This is a genomic window from Algibacter marinivivus, assembly GCF_003143755.1.
Lineage (GTDB): Bacteria > Bacteroidota > Bacteroidia > Flavobacteriales > Flavobacteriaceae > Algibacter_B > Algibacter_B marinivivus.
The window spans coordinates 12850-33583 of the sequence record NZ_QFRI01000003.1 but is presented as its reverse complement, the minus strand read 5'-3'; the positions used below and the strand labels follow the sequence as shown (position 1 = coordinate 33583).

The 20734-nt window shown below is 31.9% G+C and carries 16 protein-coding genes; 13 read left to right on the top strand and 3 right to left on the bottom strand.

Annotation, left to right across the window (positions count from 1 at the left end):
- Positions 1-65 precede the first annotated feature (65 nt).
- Positions 66-3023, top strand: coding sequence for a serine hydrolase domain-containing protein (locus DIS18_RS11750; RefSeq protein ID WP_109353277.1), 2958 nt, complete (start codon positions 66-68; stop codon positions 3021-3023).
- A 79-nt stretch (positions 3024-3102) separates the two neighbouring features.
- Positions 3103-4239: an N-acetyl-alpha-D-glucosaminyl L-malate synthase BshA gene (gene bshA, locus DIS18_RS11745; RefSeq protein ID WP_109353276.1), complete on the top strand. Its 1137-nt coding sequence runs from the start codon at positions 3103-3105 to the stop codon at positions 4237-4239.
- A gap of 67 nt (positions 4240-4306) precedes the next feature.
- On the opposite strand, the gene DIS18_RS11740 is transcribed toward bshA, so the two are convergent.
- Positions 4307-4798 carry a hypothetical protein gene (locus DIS18_RS11740; protein ID WP_109353275.1) on the bottom strand — a complete coding sequence of 164 codons (492 nt, stop codon included), beginning with the start codon at positions 4796-4798 and terminating at the stop codon, positions 4307-4309.
- Between the two features lie 139 nt (positions 4799-4937).
- Here DIS18_RS11740 and DIS18_RS11735 point away from each other — a divergent pair, with 139 nt between their 5' ends.
- Positions 4938-7853 carry an FAD-binding and (Fe-S)-binding domain-containing protein gene (locus DIS18_RS11735; RefSeq protein ID WP_109353274.1) on the top strand — a complete coding sequence of 972 codons (2916 nt, stop codon included), beginning with the start codon at positions 4938-4940 and terminating at the stop codon, positions 7851-7853.
- A gap of 243 nt (positions 7854-8096) precedes the next feature.
- Positions 8097-9158 (top strand): chorismate synthase, encoded by a 1062-nt coding sequence (gene aroC / locus DIS18_RS11730; protein WP_109353273.1) that lies wholly within the window; start codon positions 8097-8099, stop codon positions 9156-9158.
- Between the two features lie 117 nt (positions 9159-9275).
- Here aroC and DIS18_RS11725 read toward each other — a convergent pair whose 3' ends face one another.
- The gene (locus tag DIS18_RS11725; RefSeq protein WP_109353272.1) at positions 9276-10154 is read right to left on the bottom strand and encodes a lysophospholipid acyltransferase family protein; all 879 of its coding nucleotides are present in this window, start codon (positions 10152-10154) and stop codon (positions 9276-9278) included.
- A gap of 107 nt (positions 10155-10261) precedes the next feature.
- On the opposite strand from DIS18_RS11725, the gene DIS18_RS11720 reads away from it, so the two are divergent.
- The 5 genes from DIS18_RS11720 to cmk all read left to right on the top strand — a co-directional run bounded on the left by DIS18_RS11720 (position 10262) and on the right by cmk (position 15979).
- On the top strand, positions 10262-10912 hold the full coding sequence (locus DIS18_RS11720) for a rhomboid family intramembrane serine protease (RefSeq protein WP_109353271.1): 651 nt from the start codon (positions 10262-10264) through the stop codon (positions 10910-10912).
- A 180-nt stretch (positions 10913-11092) separates the two neighbouring features.
- On the top strand, positions 11093-13543 hold the full coding sequence (gene lon / locus DIS18_RS11715) for an endopeptidase La (RefSeq protein WP_109353270.1): 2451 nt from the start codon (positions 11093-11095) through the stop codon (positions 13541-13543).
- The gene (locus DIS18_RS11710) at positions 13527-14051 is read left to right on the top strand and encodes a LysM peptidoglycan-binding domain-containing protein (protein WP_181364045.1); all 525 of its coding nucleotides are present in this window, start codon (positions 13527-13529) and stop codon (positions 14049-14051) included. The genes lon and DIS18_RS11710 overlap by 17 nt, the downstream gene beginning before the upstream one ends.
- A gap of 74 nt (positions 14052-14125) precedes the next feature.
- Positions 14126-15145 carry a type IX secretion system protein PorQ gene (porQ, locus tag DIS18_RS11705; protein WP_109353268.1) on the top strand — a complete coding sequence of 340 codons (1020 nt, stop codon included), beginning with the start codon at positions 14126-14128 and terminating at the stop codon, positions 15143-15145.
- A 138-nt stretch (positions 15146-15283) separates the two neighbouring features.
- Entirely contained in the window at positions 15284-15979 is a 696-nt protein-coding gene (gene cmk / locus DIS18_RS11700; protein ID WP_109353267.1) for a (d)CMP kinase, read from the top strand.
- A gap of 81 nt (positions 15980-16060) precedes the next feature.
- Here cmk and DIS18_RS11695 read toward each other — a convergent pair whose 3' ends face one another.
- Positions 16061-16438 carry a LysM peptidoglycan-binding domain-containing protein gene (locus DIS18_RS11695; RefSeq protein ID WP_181364044.1) on the bottom strand — a complete coding sequence of 126 codons (378 nt, stop codon included), beginning with the start codon at positions 16436-16438 and terminating at the stop codon, positions 16061-16063.
- Between the two features lie 331 nt (positions 16439-16769).
- Here DIS18_RS11695 and rpsA point away from each other — a divergent pair, with 331 nt between their 5' ends.
- From rpsA to DIS18_RS11675, 4 genes are all read left to right on the top strand, one after another.
- Complete coding sequence (gene rpsA, locus DIS18_RS11690; protein ID WP_109353265.1) at positions 16770-18617, top strand: 30S ribosomal protein S1; 1848 nt, start codon at positions 16770-16772, stop codon at positions 18615-18617.
- Positions 18618-18918: 301 nt separating this feature from the next.
- A complete protein-coding gene (gene pyrR / locus DIS18_RS11685; protein WP_109353264.1) occupies positions 18919-19458 on the top strand; it encodes a bifunctional pyr operon transcriptional regulator/uracil phosphoribosyltransferase PyrR in 540 nt (179 codons plus the stop codon).
- A gap of 8 nt (positions 19459-19466) precedes the next feature.
- Positions 19467-20396 carry an aspartate carbamoyltransferase catalytic subunit gene (locus DIS18_RS11680; RefSeq protein WP_109353263.1) on the top strand — a complete coding sequence of 310 codons (930 nt, stop codon included), beginning with the start codon at positions 19467-19469 and terminating at the stop codon, positions 20394-20396.
- Between the two features lie 3 nt (positions 20397-20399).
- On the top strand, positions 20400-20732 hold the full coding sequence (locus DIS18_RS11675) for a ribonuclease Z (RefSeq protein ID WP_109353262.1): 333 nt from the start codon (positions 20400-20402) through the stop codon (positions 20730-20732).
- Positions 20733-20734 lie beyond the last annotated feature (2 nt).

Below are 20734 nucleotides of genomic sequence, written 5' to 3'. Positions count from 1 at the left end.
GCCTTATTTTGGCATGATTATTAGTATTTAATATATTACTATTAATTCCCCTTAATTTATCTTTTATGCGTCAAATCTATATTATAATAATTTCTCTTTTATTTATATTACCTGTAACAGGTCAATCTAGTAAAAACCCTTTGTTAGCAACAGATGTAGAAGCTCAAAAAAAATGGGTTGATAGTATTTATTCATCAATGACTTTATCTGAAAAAGTAGGGCAATTATATATGATGCAAGTAATGTCTAATCAAGATCAGGCTACTAAAAATAAGGTTGTTGATATTATTAAGAAACATCATATTGGCGGTATTATATATTCAAACGGTGGACCTAATAGACAAGCTCGACTTAATAACGAGTTACAATCGCTATCAAAAATTCCAATGCTAGTTGGTATGGATGCAGAGTGGGGACTAAGTATGCGTTTAGATTCTACTTATGCTTTTCCTTGGAATATGACTCTGGGTGCCATTAAAGATAATAAGTTAGTTGAACAAACTGGAAAACAAATTGGTGAACACTGTAAGCGTTTAGGTGTGCATTTTAATTTTGCACCAGTAGTAGATATTAATACGAATCCAAAAAACCCAATTATTGGAAATCGTTCTTTTGGAGAAGATAGAGATAATGTAACAGAGAAAGCATCGGCATTTATGAAAGGTATGCAAGGTGCAGGTGTACTAGCAAATGCAAAACATTTTCCAGGGCATGGAGATACTGAGTTAGACTCACATAAAACCCTGCCAACGGTAAGCTTTAACGAAAAGCGTATAGATTCAATAGAACTTTACCCTTATAAAAAACTAATTAAAGAAGGTTTGTCTAGTGTTATGGTTGCACATTTAAATATACCTAGTTTAGAAGCACGGTATGGTTATCCTTCATCTTTATCAAAACATATTGTAACAGATATTTTAAAAGAAAAATTAGGATTTAAAGGTCTCATATTTACTGATGCATTAACAATGAAAGGTGCTGCAGATTATGTTGAACCTAACGTTGATGGAAATAATACTAAAAAATTTGCAACTAGTGGAGATATTGATTTAGCAGCTTTTAAAGCAGGTAATGATGTCATGCTTATGTCTGAAGATGTTGGAATAGGTATTTCAAAAATTATTGAGGCTTATGATAATGGTGAAATTACAGAAGCTCGTTTAGAACATTCAGTAAAAAAAATATTACAAGCAAAATATAAAGTTGGCCTTAATAACTATGAACCTGTAGGTCTTTATAATTTATCGAAGGATTTAAATAGGCTTGATGATGATATTTTATATGAAGAATTAATAGAGAATGCTATAACAGTTGTAAAAAATGAAAAAGATTTATTACCACTTAGGCGCTTAGAAACTAAAAGTATTGCTTATGTGAAACTAGGTGATGATTCTGGTTCTGCATTTCTTGATGAATTAAAAAAATATGCTAAGGTGCATACTGTTGAATCAGATAATTTATATTCTTTAGTTAAAAACCTTAAGCCTTACAATACTGTTATTATAGGATTTCATCGTTCTAATGATAATCCATGGAAAAGTTATAAATTCAGCAATAAAGAATTGGTTTGGTTGCATGAAATATCACAAACACATACTGTGATTTTAGATGCTTTTGTTAAACCGTATGCACTTTCTAAATTAAAAACTATTGAAAATATTGAAAGCATCGTAGTTAGTTATCAAAATAGTGAGATTGCTCAACGTAAATCAGCGCAACTTATTTTTGGTGCTATTCCTTCAAAAGGAAGTTTACCAGTTTCTATTGGGAATTATTTTAAAGAAGGAGAAGGTATCTATAATAATGAAATTAAACGCTTAGGTTATGCCATACCAGAACGTGTTGGTATGAGTTCTGAAAAGTTAAAAAAGCTTGATTCTGTAGCAAACATAGCAGTTGATTCCATGATGACTCCAGGAATTCAATTATTAGTTGCTAGAAAAGGAAAAGTTATTTACAATAAAAATTTTGGTAAGCACACGTATAAAGGAAAAGAAAAAGTAGGCTTTGATGATATTTATGATGTTGCTTCACTTACCAAAATATTATCAACTTTACCTTTGTTAATGGAACTTGAAGAGCAAGGCATTGTCTCATTAAATACAAAACTGCCTAATATTTTACCAGAATATAAAGATTCAAATAAATCACATATTACATTAAAGAGTATGTTATCTCATTATGCGCGTTTAAGACCCTGGGAACCTTTTTATTATCATACTTTAGATACTATTACTAAGAAACCAAGTAGAAAATATTATAGGTACGAGCGTAGTGATAAATTCAATATTGAAGTATCTAAAAACTTATTCTTAAGAACTGATTATCAAGATTCTCTTCCAGAAATTATTAGAACCTCTGAGTTGTTAGAACGTAAGCGTTATAGATATAGTGACTTTCCATATTACATTTTAAAGAAATTTATTGAACAACATTACGACAGAACACTTGATGAGTTAGTACAATCTCATTTTTATGAATCGTTAGGGGCTAATTATACTTTGTATAATCCCTATTACAAAATTAGCAGTAAAAAAATTATCCCAACTGAGGTTGATGATTATTATCGTTATCAAAAAATTCATGGATATGTGCATGATATGGGAGCAGCAATGCAAAATGGAGTTGGGGGTCATGCAGGGGTATTTAGTAATGCTAATGATGTAGCAAAAATTATGCAAATGTACTTGCAAAAAGGCTATTATGGTGGAAAACGTTATTTAAAACCAGAAACTATTGATAAGTTTAATACTTGTTATTATTGTGGCGATAACAATAGAAGAGGGATAGGTTTTGATAAACCTCAATTAGGTGATGAAGGACCAACTTGTGGCTGTATATCCATGACAAGTTTTGGGCATTCTGGCTTTACAGGCACCTATACTTGGGCAGATCCAGAAGAAGAAATTGTTTATGTGTTTTTAGCAAATAGAACCTATCCACATGCTGGAAAAAATTTATTGCTAAGACATAATATCAGAACAGATATTCAACGCTTAATTTATGAAGCAATAGAAGATTAAAGCACTTAAAGTCATGAGTTAAGAGTATTTAAAGTTAAACTTTTGGTACTTAAAACTTTAGGCACTTAAAACTTAATAAATGAAAATAGGTATTGTTTGTTATCCAACTTTTGGAGGAAGTGGCGTAGTAGCTACAGAACTAGGTTTAGAGCTTTCTAAACGTGGGCACGAAATACATTTTATTACTTACAATCAGCCAGTACGCTTAGAGTTAATTAGTAATAATGTGCACTATCACGAGGTAAACGTACCAGAATATCCATTGTTTCATTACCAGCCTTATGAGTTAGCTTTATCTAGCAAACTGGTAGATATGGTTAAATTACATGGTATAGAAATATTACATGTACATTATGCCATTCCTCATGCATATGCGGCATATATGGCAAAAAAGATGTTACAAGAAGAAGGTATTTATGTGCCTATTGTTACTACATTACACGGAACGGATATTACATTAGTTGGTAGTCATCCATTTTACAAACCAGCAGTAACATTTAGTATCAATAAATCAGATGCAGTAACTACTGTTTCAAAGAGTTTAAAGGATGATACACTGCGCTTATTTGATATTAAAAAAGAGATCAATGTAGTCCCAAACTTTATAGATTTAGAAAAATATAATCACGGGTTTACAGATTGTCAACGCGGAATGATGGCCAATGATGATGAAAAAATAATTACGCACATTAGTAATTTAAGACCAGTAAAACGTGTTCAAGATGTAATTAGCATCTTTTATAATATTCAAAAAGATATGCCAGCAAAACTCATGTTTATTGGTGAAGGCCCTGAAAAAGAAAGTGTAGAGTTAAGGTGTAAAGAATTAGGCATTTTAGATAAAGTAGTGTTCTTCGGAAGAAGTAATGAAATAGATAAAATATTATGTTTTAGTGATTTATTCTTACTGCCTTCTCAAACAGAAAGTTTTGGTTTAGCAGCTCTAGAAGCCATGGCATCAGGAGTTCCTGTTATTTCTAGTAATAGTGGTGGACTCCCAGAAGTTAATATTAACGGGTCATCTGGTTTTTTAAGTCATGTTGGTGATGTTGACGATATGTCCAAAAACGCCATACATATATTAAGCGATAACACACGTTTAAAAAGCTTTAAAGATAATGCACGTAAAGAAGCTTTAAAGTTCGACTTACATGCTATTGTGCCCCAATATGAAGCTATTTATGAAGATACTTTAGCAAAATGTTTGATTCTTTAATATTAGAGTTCATAAAAAAAGCACCTTTCAAAGGTGCTTTTCTATTTATAAATTTTCAAAAAAAAAATTAAAACTGATAACGAATACCTAATGCGATATCAAAATCTAAATCATTATTGTTAAAGTCATCATCACCAAAACCTATTTCTGGCCTAAAGTCTAATGATAATAATAGTGGAATATCAAAATTATATTCAATACCTATATCACCAGCTGCGAATATAAATGTATCTGAGATGTCTTTTCCACCAGGATTGTTAAAGCTAAAAGAGCCTAATCCTCCACCTACACCAGCATACCAATTAAAACCACCATCTAAATTCCAAACCCATTGGTATAAACCAGCAAGTTTAAAACCATCATAGTTGTTACCGTCTCTCCAGCCTAAATCGACCTCTAAACGATTGTTTTCTCCTAAGGCCCGTTGGTAAGATATTTCAGCTCCAAAACCATCACTGTCTCCTAAACGAAGGCCAATAGCATTTTCTGAAATGTCTTGTGCATTTGAGGTAAAAACAAAACCTAATACTGCAACTGATAATAAAAATAATTTTTTCATAAATAAAATGTTTTTAGTTCAACGTAATCATATACGGTCATTTCTAACAAAAAGACCATTTTTAAATATTCTAAATAACTTTACAAAAATAACGCCATTATTGTCTTTATATTTACATAAATAATAGATTTTCAAATAAATGCTCTTAAATAACTTAAAATCAAAGCTTTCTGGTGATTTGTTTCATGATGATTTAATTAAATCTATTTATGCCACAGATGCTTCAGTATATAGAAAACTGCCATTAGCTGTTGTGTATCCAAAAAATGAAGATGATATTAAGTTATTAATCCAATATTCAAAAGAAAATAAGACGTCTTTAATTCCTAGAACTGCAGGAACATCATTAGCGGGTCAATGTGTTGGTGAGGGTATTATAGTTGATGTTTCAAAATATTTTACAAAAATTATTAATCTTGATGAAAAAGCACAAACTGTTACTGTGCAACCTGGTGTTGTTCGTGATGCTTTAAATAATTATTTAAAACCTTATGGTTTGTTTTTTGGCCCTAATACATCAACATCAAACAGATGTATGATAGGTGGTATGGTGGGTAATAATTCATCAGGTACAACTTCCATTCAATATGGAGTAACACGTGATAAGGTTTTAGAAATGGAGGTTATTTTAAGCGATGGTAGTCAAGCTACTTTTGGTGAAATAACTACTAAAGCGTTTCATGAAAAAATAAAAGATGATTCATTAGAAGGGCAGATTTATAAAACAATATTTGAAGCTTTACAGCCTAAATCAATTCAAAAAGAAGTTATTGAACATTTCCCAAAGCCAGAAATACACAGAAGAAATACAGGTTATGCAATTGATGAGTTAATTAAATCGGATGTTTTTTTAGAGACTCAAGAGGCATTTAATATGTGTAAATTGCTTTCAGGAAGTGAAGGCACATTAGCATTTACAACTCAAATTACCTTAAAATTAGATACGTTGCCACCACAAGAACCTGTTATGGTAGCAGCTCATTTTGATAGTATAGAAAATTGCATGAAAGCTGTTCAACCTGTCATGCAACATAATTTGTACACTTGTGAAATGATGGATAAAACCATTTTAGATTGTACAAAACATAATAAAACTCAGCAAGAAAATAGACAATTTATAGTAGGCGATCCTAAGGCTATTTTAATGTGCGAAGTAAAAGCAGACACTATAGAAGAAGCAAAGGAGTTAGCAAAAAAACTTGAAGAAACCATCAAGAAATCAGAGTTGAGTTATGCATATCCTAAACTTTTTGGCAATGATATAAACAAAGCTATTGAACTAAGAAGTGCAGGTTTAGGTCTTTTAGGAAATATTATTGGCGATAAAAAAGGCGTTGCTTGTATTGAAGATACCGCAGTAGCATTACCAGATTTAGCAAATTATATTTCTGAGTTTGCACAACTCATGAAAAACTACAAGCAAGATGCTATTTATTATGCACATGCTGGTGCTGGTGAAATTCATTTGCGCCCTATTTTAGATTTAAAGAAAAGCGAAGATGTTGAGTTGTTTAGAAAAATAACTACTGACGTTGCTCAATTAGTTAAGAAGTATAAGGGTTCTATGAGTGGGGAACATGGAGATGGACTAGTGCGTTCTGAGTTTATTGCTTCGATGATTGGAGAGGCAAATTATAATATTTTAAAACGTATAAAAAAAGCTTTTGATAGTGATAATATTTTCAATCCTGGTAAAATAGTTGATGCTTTACCAATGGATAAATCACTTCGCTATAAAGCTAATAGAAAAGAGCCAGAAATAGAAACATTGCTTGATTTTTCAAAATCTCAAGGCATTTTGAGAGAAGCTGAAAAATGCAACGGTTCTGGTGATTGCAGAAAACTACCAGAATTTGGAGGAACCATGTGTCCAAGTTATCGAGCTACTAAAAATGAAAAAGATACTACACGAGCAAGAGCAAATGCTTTAAGAGAGTTTTTAACCAACTCTGATAAATCTAATAAGTTTAATCATGCAGCGTTAAAAGATGTTTTCGATTTGTGTTTAAGTTGTAAAGCATGTGCAAGCGAGTGCCCAAGTAGTGTTGATGTAGCAAGTTTGAAAGCAGAATTTCAATACCAATACCAAAAAGAGAATGGTTTTAAGTTTAAAGATAAATTCTTTGCAAAATCTACTAAATATAATAAGATAGCTTCACGAGTCCCGAAGTTTTACAATGCTTTATTTAAAAATAGCTTTTCTGGTGGTATTATCAAGAAAGCTTTGGGTATTCATCCAGAACGTAGTTTGCCCAAAATATCGGAATCTTTTTCTGGTTTCAATAATTTTTCAAATTGTATAGATGGAAATAATCATACACCAAACCCAATAAAAACAGTTTATTTATTTGTAGATGAGTTTATAAATTATTTAGAATCTGAGATAGCCAAGGATGCTTTGATACTTCTGGAAGCTTTAAATTACAAAGTCATTCCTGTTGATAATTTAGAAAGTGGAAGGAGTTATTTATCAAAAGGTTTTTTAGAAGAAGCCAAAAGTCTTGCAAATAAAAATGTTTCAATATTTAAAGATAAAGTTTCAGAAGAAACACCACTTATAGGTATCGAACCTTCAGCGATATTAACTTTTAAAGATGAATATATAAAGTTAGCAGACGATATGACTTCTGCGGGAGCGATAGCAAAACACACCTTTTTAATAGAAGAATTTATCCAACAAGAAATTGAATTAGGACACATAACACGAGAACAATTCACTTCAGAGGCTAAAACAATTAAATTTCATGGGCATTGTCATCAAAAGGCTATGGCTAACCAATTATCAAGTTTTTCGGTATTAAATTTACCAACAAACTATAAGGTAACACTTATTCCAAGTGGATGTTGCGGAATGGCGGGCAGTTTTGGTTACGAAAAAGATAAATATAAAGTGAGTATGAAAATTGGTGAACAAACCTTATTCCCAGCAGTTAGAAAAGCTTCAAATGATACTATAATTTCTGCAAACGGAACAAGTTGTAGGCATCAAATTAAGGATGGAACAGAGCGAAAGGCTAAACATCCTGTAACAATTTTGAAAGAAGCACTTATTTAGCATTGTAATATTTATCTAAATGCAATTTCATTTTCTTATTAATTGGATTAGATTTATTCAAAAAAAAGCGCTCCAAGTTTAAGTCTTGGAGCTGCCTTTGAAATTGTCATTCCTGAGAAATCGGGAATCTAAATAATGCGCAAAACTAAATTTATTTCTAAAAAATCAAGAATTATCATTATAGCAATGTATTTAGGATAGATGAATTCGAAAAAAGCATTATTTTAGCCAAAAATTGAAATTATGGCTGGTAATTCCTTCGGAAAACTATTTAATTTAACGACTTATGGAGAATCTCACGGACCTGCTTTAGGTGGTGTAATTGATGGTTGTCCTTCAGGAATTAAATTAGATTTAGATGAAATTCAAAATGAATTAAACCGAAGAAAACCAGGGCAATCTGCTATTGTAACACAACGTAAAGAGCCAGATACTGTAAAGTTTCATTCTGGAATTTTTGAAGGTGTAACTACAGGAACTTCAATAGGTTTTGTTATAGAAAATACCAATCAAAAATCTCACGATTACTCACATATAAAGGATAGTTACAGACCTAGTCATGCGGATTATACATACGATAAAAAATACGGAATAAGAGATTACAGAGGTGGTGGACGAAGTTCTGCAAGAGAAACTGCATGTCGTGTTGTGGCTGGTGCCATAGCAAAACAGATGCTAAAAGATATCGAGATAACGGCTTATGTTTCTGGTGTTGGCACCATGAAATTAAACACGCCTTATAACGAAATAGATCTTACAAAAGTGGAGTCTAACATTGTGCGCTGTCCAGATACAGAAATGGCAGCAAAAATGGAAGCTTACATTAAGGAAGTTCGCGGAAAAGGAGATACAGTTGGCGGTATTGTAAGTTGTGTTATAAAAAATGTACCAGTAGGTTTAGGTGAGCCGGTGTTTGATAAATTGCATGCAGAATTAGGTAAAGCCATGTTATCCATTAATGCTGTAAAAGGGTTTGAGTATGGTAGTGGTTTTCACGGAAGCACTATGTATGGTAGCGATCATAATGATGCTTTTAATAACGATGGTTCTACAAAAACCAATTATTCTGGTGGTATCCAAGGCGGAATAAGTAATGGTATGGATATCTATTTTAGTGTTGCTTTCAAACCTGTTGCTACGCTAATTCAGAAATACGAAACAATCGATAAATCTGGAAATACAGTAGAAATGCAGGGTAAAGGACGTCACGATCCTTGTGTTGTTCCTCGCGCAGTACCTATTGTAGAAGCTATGGCAGCTCTTGTTTTAGCCGATTTTCATTTAATAAATAAGCTCTATAATTAATTTTAATGCAGATTTGCCCGCGTTAGGGATAGAAGTGAATAGCCCACAGCCTGACGAAGGAAGAGCGAGGACTTGTAACGAATAGCCCGCCCCCTTGTGGGTAACGCCCAAATTTAATTATGGTTTTTTGCCAGCATGTTTCCAACGTTTATGCGTCCAGAAATAGTACTCTGGTGCTTCATGGATTTGAGCTTCAACACGTTTTAAATATAAATCGGTAAGTTCAAAATCTGGGTAATCTATTGCATTTCTAATAATATCAGTAAAACTTGCTTGGTAATACCCGCGTTTAACCTTTTTAACCTTTAAAAATAGTGTAGCCATGTCTAAACGTTTGGCAAGTATTTCGGCTCCAACATGCACAGGAACTTCCTCTCCCATAAAATATTGCCAGTGCACCGCTTTACTTAGTTTGGGAGACTGATCAAAAACAAAACCGTTAAGTGTTAATTCGTTATCTTTTTTTGCTTTAATAAGCACTGCAAAAGTTTCTTTTGTAGTAATTAAGTAACTGTTGTATTTAGCACGTATGCGTTTTACAAGTCTATCAAAATATTTGTTGCTCAATCTTTTATAAACAGCATAGCCCTTATGCTTTACTTGAGTTTGCATAATAAAAACCCATTCCCAACTTGCATAATGCCCCATGAATAAAATAATGCTTCGTTGCTCTTTCTCAAGTTTAATAACGTCATTAATATTAGTAAATACATAACGTTTTTTCATCTCTTCTTCGGAAATGGTAATAGACTTTATAGCCTCAAACATCATATCACATAAATGATGATAAAAACGTTTTCTAATAGTTAATATTTCTTTTTCATTCTTATTAGGAAATGCAATTTTTAAATTATTTAGAACGACTTGTTTTCTATACCCAATTATATAGTAAACTAAAACATAAAAAATATCAGATAAAACATATAATAATCTAAAAGGCAATATAGAAATTACCCATAAAAGTGGATAAACTAGAATATAAGCTAGAAATTGCATGAATTAGTTTTAGATTTGTAGGGACAAAAGTACATGAATTTTTTCATTCAAAAATTTGAAATATTGAATGAAATATATTTTAATTTGAGAATAAACGTTTATACCATATGGGCAAATTAGATTTAGTTACCGTTATTATAATAGCAGCAAACGTTATTATTTCTTATAAAGGTTTTGGTGATTATAGTTTTTTTGATAAATATAAGTTTCATGTTGGTGGTGTTCGACGAGGCGAACAAATAAGAATGGTAAGTTCTGGATTTTTGCATGCAGACACACAGCATCTTCTTTTTAATATGTTATCGCTTTATTTTTTTGCAGATGTTGTTATTGCACTCTTAACTCCAATACAGTTTCTTTTGGTGTATTTTGGGAGTCTTTTAGTTGGTAGTTTATTATCATTATACTTTCATAAAAATGAATATAATTATAGTGCAGTAGGTGCTAGTGGAGCAGTAAGCGGGATAATTTATTCAGCCATACTTTTGCAACCAGGAATGAGCCTTTATATGTTTTTTATTCCTATTCCTATTCCAGCATATATATTCGGTATTGGTTATTTGTTATATTCTATTTATGGTATGAAAAACAGAATAGGAAACATTGGGCATGATGCACATTTTGGTGGTGCAGTTGGTGGTTATTTAATTACATTATTATTATCACCTTGGTTATTTGAAACCAATCTACTCATGATTGTATTACTTGCTATTCCTATTGTTATTTTATTTGCTTTGAAAAAAATGGGAAAGATTTAGAAATGAACTTTCATATTTTAAACCTTTAATTCAATAAATGGCATAAGTATTGAATTTATAATTGTGTTGTGTATCGTGGTTTTATTGAAAGTCCCTTATATTCAACGATTTAATGTTTTTAATATAATTGATAAATAATGATCAATCTTGTTTTAATGACAGATTGACCTGAATAGATATATGAAAAAATCTAAATTTACTACGCTTGACAGTTTGTCATTACAGGAATTTGATGAAAACTCAGAGTTAATTCCTTTAATGACACCTGAAGATGAAGAAGCTATAAATAATGAAGAATTACCAGAAACTTTACCGATTTTATCGTTAAGAAATACTGTTTTGTTTCCAGGTGTGGTTATTCCAATAACAGCTGGAAGAGATGCTTCTATAAAACTAATAAATGATGCCAATAAAGGTGGAAAAGTTATAGGTGTTGTAGCTCAAAAAGATGAAGCTGTTGAGAAGCCAACTGCTAAAGATATTCATGAAACTGGTACAGTTGCTAGAATTTTGCGTGTTTTAAAAATGCCAGATGGTAACGTAACAGTTATTATTCAAGGAAAGAAACGTTTTAAAGTAGCAGAAGTTCTTACAGAAGAGCCTTATATGAATGCTACTATTAGAGACATTCCCGAGGCTAAGCCTGCTAAAAAGAATAAGGAGTTTTCAGCTATTATAGATTCTATAAAAGATTTAGCACTTGAAATTATTAAGGAAAGCCCAAATATTCCAAGTGAAGCCTCTTTCGCTATAAAAAATATTGAAAGCAACTCTTTTTTAGTAAACTTTGTGTCTTCAAACATGAATCTTTCGGTTTCTGAAAAACAGGAGCTTTTAGAAATTAATGATTTAAAGAAACGTGCTTTAGCAACATTAAAGTACATGAATGTTGAATTTCAAAAATTAGAACTTAAGAATGATATACAATCTAAAGTTCAAATGGATATGAATCAGCAGCAGCGTGAATATTTCTTGCATCAACAGATGAAAACTATCCAAGAAGAATTGGGTGGTGTAAGTCATGATGGAGAAATAGAGGAGATGCGTGTAAAGGCAAAAGATAAGCAGTGGGACGAAAAAGTTGCAAAGCATTTTGATAAAGAAATAGCTAAAATGCAACGTATGAATCCTCAGGTGGCTGAATATTCAATCCAAAGAAATTATTTAGAGCTATTTTTAGATTTGCCTTGGAATGAGTTTAGTAAAGATAAATTTGATCTTAAACATGCCATGAAAATTCTGGACAGAGATCATTTTGGTTTAGAAGACGTAAAACGTAGAATTATAGAATATTTAGCTGTTTTAAAACTTCGTAATGATATGAAGTCACCAATTCTCTGCCTTTACGGACCTCCAGGAGTTGGTAAAACATCATTAGGTAAATCGATTGCTGAAGCTTTAGGACGAGAGTATGTTAGAATTTCATTAGGTGGTTTAAGAGATGAAGCTGAAATTCGTGGTCATCGTAAAACCTACATTGGAGCTATGCCGGGGCGTATTATTCAAAGCTTAAAAAAAGCAGGAACTTCAAATCCAGTTTTTGTTTTAGATGAAATTGATAAGCTTTCAAACTCGCATCAAGGAGATCCATCTTCAGCTATGTTAGAAGTTTTAGACCCAGAGCAGAATAGTGAGTTTTATGATAATTTCTTGGAAATGGGCTACGATCTTTCGAAAGTTATGTTCATAGCTACTTCAAATAGTTTATCTACCATTCAACCTGCATTACGCGATAGAATGGAAATAATAAACGTTACAGGTTATACCATAGAAGAGAAGGTAGAAATTGCAAAGCGTCATTTGTTGCCAAAACAATTGAAAGAACATGGTTTAACTGATAAGCATTTAAAAATTGGAAAGCCTCAATTAGAAAAGATTGTTGAAGGTTATACTCGTGAATCTGGAGTAAGAGGGCTTGAAAAGCAGGTAGCAAAAATGGTGCGTTATGCAGCAAAAAACATTGCTATGGAAGAAGATTATAATATAAAGATTTCTAATGAAGATATTATTGAAGTTTTAGGTGGCCCAAAACTAGAGCGTGATAAATACGAAAATAATAATGTTGCTGGAGTTGTAACTGGTTTAGCTTGGACTCGTGTTGGAGGAGATATTTTGTTTATAGAATCTATTCTTTCAAAAGGAAAAGGAACTATGACAATTACCGGAAACCTTGGTAAAGTGATGAAAGAGTCAGCTACAATAGCCATGGAGTATATAAAATCTAACGCTGATGAATTTGGTATAGATACTTCTGTTTTTGATAATTATAATGTACATATTCACGTTCCTGAAGGTGCCACACCAAAAGATGGACCAAGTGCAGGTGTAACAATGTTAACGTCTTTAGTATCACTTTTTACTCAGAAAAAAGTTAAGAAAAGTTTAGCCATGACTGGGGAAATTACACTTCGTGGAAAAGTATTGCCAGTTGGAGGGATAAAAGAAAAGATTTTGGCAGCAAAACGTGCTAGAATAAAAGAGATTTTATTGTGCGAAGATAACAGGAGAGATATTGAAGAAATAAAACCTGAATATTTAAAAGGGTTAACGTTTCACTATGTGTCAGAAATGAGTTCGGTTATTGAGATAGCTGTAACTAACCAAAATGTTAAAAATGGAAAGAAACTTTAAATTTTCATTAATTGTATTAACAATTTTCACAATTTTTAATGTAAATGCCCAAAAACACATTACATATAAAGATGTATTATATAATGGTGAGCCAGCAAGATTAAATTTAGCTACAGGTGAGTTTATTTTAATTGGATCAAATGGAAAAGATTCTATTATTAATACAAAAATGGCAGATGAAGATACTTCTATTGAAAGATTAAATTTTCATATTGTTGAATCTGGTGAAGATTTAGAGAGTGTTTCAAAACAATACGGTCTTACTGTAAATGAATTAAAAAGCGCAAATTATTTAAAATCGAATATGCTTAGAGTAGGGCAGAAACTTCGTGTTAGAAATTTTGATAAAATTGAAGAAACCCATTCGGATTCTATTTGGATTGTTCAAAAAGGGCATTCACTTTATCACATCTCAAGAATAACTGGTGTTTCTATTACCACTTTAAAACGATTAAATGGATTAAAAAACAATAATTTAGCTATAGGACAAAAGCTGTTTTTAAAATAGAAATACACACTACAAAAAAATAAATAATGTATGCTAACGTTTTAGTATAGATTCATTTACTTTGTGTCGTAAATATGCTAAGAAAAATTATCACTTTTTTTTGTTTAACAATAGTTTCTCTCTCTGCGGCACAAGTTGGTGGTGAGACTACATACCGCTTTCTTAATCTTATAGCATCTCCTAGGCAAGCAGCATTGGGTGGTAAAGTGTTAACTAATGTAGACTACGATGTTACACAAGCTATATTTAATCCAGCAACTATAAATCCTGAAATGGATAATCAACTGGCTGTAAATTATACAAGTTATTTAGGTGATATTGGTTATGGTACAGCGTCATATGCATATACTGTTGATAGGCGCACGCAAACATTTCATGCTGGCATTACTTATATAAATTATGGTTCTTTTGATGGTTATGATGAGGCTGGTAACTCAACTGGAGCGTTTACAGGAAACGAAGCAGCGTTATCTTTTGGTTATGCAACTCAAATTGGTTATTCTGATTTTTATTTTGGTGCTAATGCAAAATTAATAACGTCAAAGTTAGAACAATATAACTCGCTAGGTGCTGCCGTAGATTTAGGACTTATTTATATTGATGATTATTTAGATTTTAATGCAGCTTTAGTAGTAAGGAATTTAGGATCACAATTAACAACCTATGCAGGACTAAATGAAAAGCTCCCTTTTGAAGTCTCATTTGGAATGTCTCAACGTTTAGAGAATGTGCCAATTAGATGGCATGTTACACTAGAAAACCTCCAGGAATGGCCAATTTCAAGACCAAACCCAGCACGAACCACAAGTGATTTGTCGGGGAATCAATCTTCAGAAAAAGTTGGCTTCATTGGTCAAGTAATTAGACATACTATAGTTGGTGCAGAATTATTTCCAGAAGGCGGTTTTAATATTCGTTTAGGTTATAACTTTAGAAGAGGAGAGGAGTTACGAATTGTTGATCAAAGAAACTTCTCTGGTTTATCTGCTGGTATTTCGATTAAAATGAACAAAATGCGTTTTAGTTATACGCATGCAAAATATACTAGTGCTGCAAATTCAAACTTTTTTGGGTTACAAATTGATTTGCAATAAATAAGTGTTCAGTTAACAGTCTTAGTATTCAGTTTCACTCAAATTAATATTTGTCTTTTAGTGATAATTAAAGTAATTAGTGTTTTTTCACTTTAGGCATTTTAAGTACTTTAGTCACTTGTAACTTTTAAAATTAATATGAATAAAATAACCATTGCTATAGATGGCTTTTCATCTACAGGGAAAAGTACAGTTGCTAAACAATTAGCTAAAGCATTAGGATATGTATATGTTGATTCTGGCGCTATGTATAGAGCAGTTACCTTTTATGCGATGGAAAATGGGCTTATTAATGATGATGATTTTAATTCTGAAGCTTTGATTTATCAATTACAGGATATAAACATTAGTTTTAAATTTAATGCTAATCTGGGTTTTGCAGAAGTTTACTTAAATGAGGTTAATATTGAAAAGCAAATAAGAACTTTAGAAGTGTCAAGTTTTGTTAGTCAAGTTGCAGCTATCTCTGAAGTTCGACAAAAGTTAGTAGAACAGCAACAAAAAATGGGAAAGAATAAAGGTGTTGTTATGGATGGAAGAGATATTGGTACAATTGTTTTTCCTGATGCTGAACTTAAATTATTTATGACAGCTTCAGCTGAAACAAGGGCAGAACGTCGTTATCAAGAACTTATTGAACGAGGAGACAAGGTGGAATACAACGCTGTTTTAAATAATGTTCAAGAGCGAGACTACATTGATTCTAATCGAAAAGACTCTCCATTAGTTAAAGCAAAAGATGCCATTGAAATTGATAATTCTAATTTAACATTAGAGGAGCAATTCAATAAAATTTTACAACTTGCAAAAATGACAATTGAGGGTTTTGAATAGATTAATATTTTTATGTAAATAAAAAAGCGAATCTATTAAACTTAAAAGATTCGCTTATAATTTTATAAAATTAAAGTATTTCTACAATTTAGGAATAATTAACTCTTGATCTGGGTGAATTAAATCAGGATTTTTTAAGATATCAGAATTAGCTTTAAAAATATCATTATATTTTGAAGCATTACCATAGTATTGCTTAGCTATTTTTCCTAATGTTTCTCCACTTTTAACAGTATGTCTAGCATAAACGCTATCATCTGCTACAGATATATTAGCCATAATATCTGATGGATTATCACCACCTATTGATTTTATTTTATCCCAAAGAATATCTTTTTCATATTGTGTGTTAGCTGTTCCTTTAATTTTAAGAACTCCGTTTTCTTCTGTTACATTGCCGTCTTGAATGTTTAGTTCCTCTCCTAAACTTAGTACTTCTTGATACTTTGCTTTAACCATGATTTTGTTATTTTTAAAGTGTTAATATGTAATGAACAATATACTAAAATATTCGAATGTTTTTATCAAATGTTAATTAAGTTATTGATTCTATTTTTCAGACACATTTTTCAGATAAAAGTCACAAGTATTTTATTTCTCATTTTTAGGTAATTATATCAATATTATGTATTTTTGCACTCCTTTTAGCGAATCGTCAGAAATATAAAAGGAATGAAACTAAAAATTATATAACACTTCTGTGTGTTAATCGCTTAAAATTTCTGAAGCATAACAGAATACAAAAAGTAGTGTCATTGCATACTGTAAAGGCATTACCAAATTATCTTAAATGGCTGAAAAAGCAAAACAAGCTGAAGTTGAAGCAACAGATGCTCCAGCAGTAGAAGCTCCAGTAGTATCTGAAGCACAAGCAAATCCTGAAAAGTTTTTAAAAGAATTTAACTGGCACAATTACCAAGAAGGTATTGATGAGGTTGATGACAAACAACTTAAAGAATTTGAAAAATTAGTAGCAGAAAATTTCGTTGATACTTTAGATGACGAAGTAGTTGAAGGAACCGTAGTACACATTTCTGATAGAGATGCTATTATTGACATCAACGCTAAATCTGAAGGTGTTATTTCTTTAAACGAATTTCGTTACAATCCAGATTTAAAAGTAGGAGACAAAGTAGAAGTATTAATTGATGTTCGTGAAGACGCAACAGGACAATTAGTATTATCTCACAGAAAAGCTCGTGTAATCAAAGCATGGGATCGTGTGAATAAAGCACACGAAACTGGTGAAATCGTTAATGGTTTTGTTAAGTGTAGAACTAAAGGTGGTATGATTGTAGATGTTTTCGGAATTGAAGCATTCTTACCAGGTTCTCAAATTGATGTTAAACCAATTAGAGATTACGATCAGTATGTAAATAAAACTATGGAATTTAAAGTTGTGAAAATCAACCACGAATTCAAAAACGTAGTAGTATCTCATAAAGCGCTTATTGAAGCTGATATTGAGGAACAAAAGAAAGAAATTATTGGTCAATTAGAAAAAGGTCAAGTATTAGAAGGTGTTGTTAAAAACATTACTTCTTACGGTGTATTCATCGATCTTGGAGGTGTTGACGGATTAGTTCACATTACAGATTTATCTTGGTCTAGAATCAACCATCCAAACGAGATTGTTGAGTTAGATCAAAAATTAAATGTTGTAATTCTTGATTTTGATGAAAACAAATCTAGAATCCAATTAGGTCTTAAACAATTATCTAAACACCCATGGGAAGCTCTTGCAGAAGAGGTGAAAGTTGGTGATAAAGTAAAAGGTAAAGTAGTTGTAATTGCTGATTACGGTGCATTTATTGAAGTTGCAGATGGTGTTGAAGGATTAATTCACGTTTCAGAAATGTCTTGGTCTACACACTTGCGTTCGGCACAAGATTTCGTTACTGTAGGTGATGAAGTTGATGCAGTAATCTTAACTTTAGATAGAGAAGATAGAAAAATGTCTTTAGGTATTAAACAATTAACACCAGATCCATGGACAGATATTACAGGTAAATACCCAGTTGGTTCTAAGCACACTGGTATTGTACGTAACTTTACAAACTTTGGTGTTTTTGTTGAATTAGAAGAAGGTATTGATGGATTAATTTACATCTCTGATTTATCTTGGACTAAGAAAATCAAGCATCCATCTGAGTTCTGTAACGTAGGTGATAAGTTAGATGTTGTTGTACTTGAATTAGACGTTGAAGGACGTAAACTATCTTTAGGACACAAACAAACTACTGAAAATCCTTGGGATAAGTATGAAACTGAGTTTGCTTTAGGAACAACGCATACTGCTGAACTTTCTGAGATTGTTGACAAAGGAGCAACTGTTACATTTAATGAAGATATCGTTGCATTTATTCCTTCTCGTCATTTAGAGAAAGAAGATGGTAGCAAAGTGAAAAAAGGTGAATCTGCAGAGTTTAAAATCATTGAGTTTAACAAAGAATTTAAGCGTGTAGTAGCTTCTCATACAGCTATCTTTAAAGAAGAGGAAATTAAGAATGTAAAAGCAGCTGTTAAGAAAGCGGCAAGTGCTGCTGCTGAAGCTAAACCAACTTTAGGTGATGCTAATGATGCTTTACAAGCTCTTAAAGATAAAATGGACGGAAAAACTACTAAAGCTAAAAAATAGTAGTATTTCAAAATTCATTTAATAATATATTAAAGCCTTACATTTATGTAAGGCTTTTTTATTTTATAAACTCTAGGTAGCAAAATAAATTTAGATATATGTTATTTCAGTTGCGGTTGTGCGCAAGGGATAGTAGTGGATAGCCCACAGCCCGATCCCGATAGCTATCGGGAGAGGTGCGAGGACTAGTAACGTATAGCCCGACCCTTTTTGGGTTGCGCCCAAATAAAGATTATTAGTTATGGTTTTTACTTCTAAATTTTTGCATTACCTTTGTACACCAACGACGTTTGGATAGTATATGAGTCAAAAAGTTTTACTTAACGCAAAAGAGGTAAACATCATTCTTCACCGATTGGCTTGTCAACTTATTGAAAAACACAACGATTTCTCGAATACGGTACTCATTGGTTTACAGCCTCGTGGGGTTTTTTTAGCAGATAGATTAGCTAAAATTTTAACTGACGATTATAAGGTTAAAAACATTCAATTGGGACATCTTGATATTACGTTTTATAGGGATGATTTTAGGAGAGGTGATAAACCTTTAGAAGCTAATGCTACTAAAATTAATTTTTTAGTAGAAAATAAAAACATTGTGTTTGTTGATGATGTTTTGTATACAGGCCGTAGTATTAGAGCAGCTTTAACTGCTATACAGTCCTTTGGTAGACCTAACGAAATTGAATTGCTAACACTTATTGATAGACGATTTAGCAGACATTTACCAATTCAACCAGATTATAGAGGTAGACAGGTAGATGTTATAAATGAAGAAAAAGTAAAAGTAAATTGGAAGGAATATGATAATGAGGATTCCGTTTACTTAATTGAAAAATAAATATAATAATGAGCGAATTAAGTGTAAATCACTTATTAGGAATTAAATATCTTAACAAACAAGATATTCAACTTATTTTTGAAACTGCTGATCATTTTAAAGAGGTGATTAATAGACCGATTAAAAAAGTACCGTCGCTTAGAGATATTACTATTGCCAATTTATTTTTTGAGAATTCTACTAGAACTAAATTATCTTTTGAGCTTGCTGAAAAACGTTTGTCTGCTGATGTTATTAATTTTTCATCTGCACAATCTTCAGTAAAAAAGGGAGAAACTTTAATAGATACCGTAAATAACATATTATCTATGAAAGTAGATATGGTTGTGATGCGCCACCCAAATCCTGGTGCTGGTGTGTTTTTATCTAAGCATGTAAATGCGAGTATAATTAATGCAGGAGATGGCGCACATGAGCACCCTACACAAGCATTACTTGATTCGTATTCTATTAGAGAAAAACTTGGAGACGTAAAAGGAAAAAAGGTTGTTATTGTTGGAGATATTTTGCATAGTAGAGTAGCGCTTTCAAATGTGTTTGCATTGCAACTTCAAGGCGCAGAAGTTATGGTTTGTGGACCAAAAACCTTGATTCCTAAGTATATAAATAAGCTTGGAGTTAAAGTTGAAACTAATTTACGTAAAGCATTGAATTGGTGTGATGTAGCAAATATGCTTCGTGTGCAAAATGAGAGAATGGAAATAAGCTATTTCCCATCTACAAGAGAATACACGCAGCAGTTTGGGGTTAATAAAGATTTACTCGATTCTTTGGATAAAGAAATTACTATTATGCACCCTGGTCCAATAAATAGAGGTGTAGAAATTACGAGTGATGTTGCAGATTCAAAACAATCTATTATATTAGATCAAGTTCAGAATGGAGTTGCAGTAAGAATGGCAGTTATTTACTTGCTAGCATCAAAAATAAAACAATAGATTATGATTTTTAACCAAAACGGTAATACATCTATAATAACACAGGAAAAGGTTTCAATTATTGAGTTGGTAAAAAAACTTCAAGCACTTTATCCTAAATTTAAAAACAATAATATTATTGTTGCTCTAACAAGTTTGGATATGATTACAGAAGCTGAAATTGTTGAGTTTTTGGATTTATCAAAAACACACAAGGCAACTAAACATTCTTTTGTAATTGTTTCTAGCAAAATAGATTTAGATACAGTTCCTGATGAGCTTATTGTAGTTCCTACTCTACAAGAGGCTTATGATGTTATTGAAATGGAAGATATGGAACGTGATTTAGGTTTTTAAAA

Bases quoted from the DNA above. Each gene is read 5' to 3' on its own strand.
- DIS18_RS11720 (WP_109353271.1), top strand. From the start codon at position 10,262: ATGGGCAAATTAGATTTAGTTACCGTTATTATAATAGCAGCAAACGTT.
- aroC (WP_109353273.1), top strand. From the start codon at position 8,097: ATGGCTGGTAATTCCTTCGGAAAACTATTTAATTTAACGACTTATGGA.
- DIS18_RS11675 (WP_109353262.1), top strand. From the start codon at position 20,400: ATGATTTTTAACCAAAACGGTAATACATCTATAATAACACAGGAAAAG.
- porQ (WP_109353268.1), top strand. From the start codon at position 14,126: ATGCTAAGAAAAATTATCACTTTTTTTTGTTTAACAATAGTTTCTCTC.
- DIS18_RS11680 (WP_109353263.1), top strand. From the start codon at position 19,467: ATGAGCGAATTAAGTGTAAATCACTTATTAGGAATTAAATATCTTAAC.
- DIS18_RS11695 (WP_181364044.1), bottom strand. From the start codon at position 16,438: ATGGTTAAAGCAAAGTATCAAGAAGTACTAAGTTTAGGAGAGGAACTA.
- pyrR (WP_109353264.1), top strand. From the start codon at position 18,919: ATGAGTCAAAAAGTTTTACTTAACGCAAAAGAGGTAAACATCATTCTT.
- lon (WP_109353270.1), top strand. From the start codon at position 11,093: ATGAAAAAATCTAAATTTACTACGCTTGACAGTTTGTCATTACAGGAA.
- DIS18_RS11710 (WP_181364045.1), top strand. From the start codon at position 13,527: ATGGAAAGAAACTTTAAATTTTCATTAATTGTATTAACAATTTTCACA.
- bshA (WP_109353276.1), top strand. From the start codon at position 3,103: ATGAAAATAGGTATTGTTTGTTATCCAACTTTTGGAGGAAGTGGCGTA.
- rpsA (WP_109353265.1), top strand. From the start codon at position 16,770: ATGGCTGAAAAAGCAAAACAAGCTGAAGTTGAAGCAACAGATGCTCCA.
- cmk (WP_109353267.1), top strand. From the start codon at position 15,284: ATGAATAAAATAACCATTGCTATAGATGGCTTTTCATCTACAGGGAAA.
- DIS18_RS11735 (WP_109353274.1), top strand. From the start codon at position 4,938: ATGCTCTTAAATAACTTAAAATCAAAGCTTTCTGGTGATTTGTTTCAT.
- DIS18_RS11725 (WP_109353272.1), bottom strand. From the start codon at position 10,154: ATGCAATTTCTAGCTTATATTCTAGTTTATCCACTTTTATGGGTAATT.
- DIS18_RS11750 (WP_109353277.1), top strand. From the start codon at position 66: ATGCGTCAAATCTATATTATAATAATTTCTCTTTTATTTATATTACCT.
- DIS18_RS11740 (WP_109353275.1), bottom strand. From the start codon at position 4,798: ATGAAAAAATTATTTTTATTATCAGTTGCAGTATTAGGTTTTGTTTTT.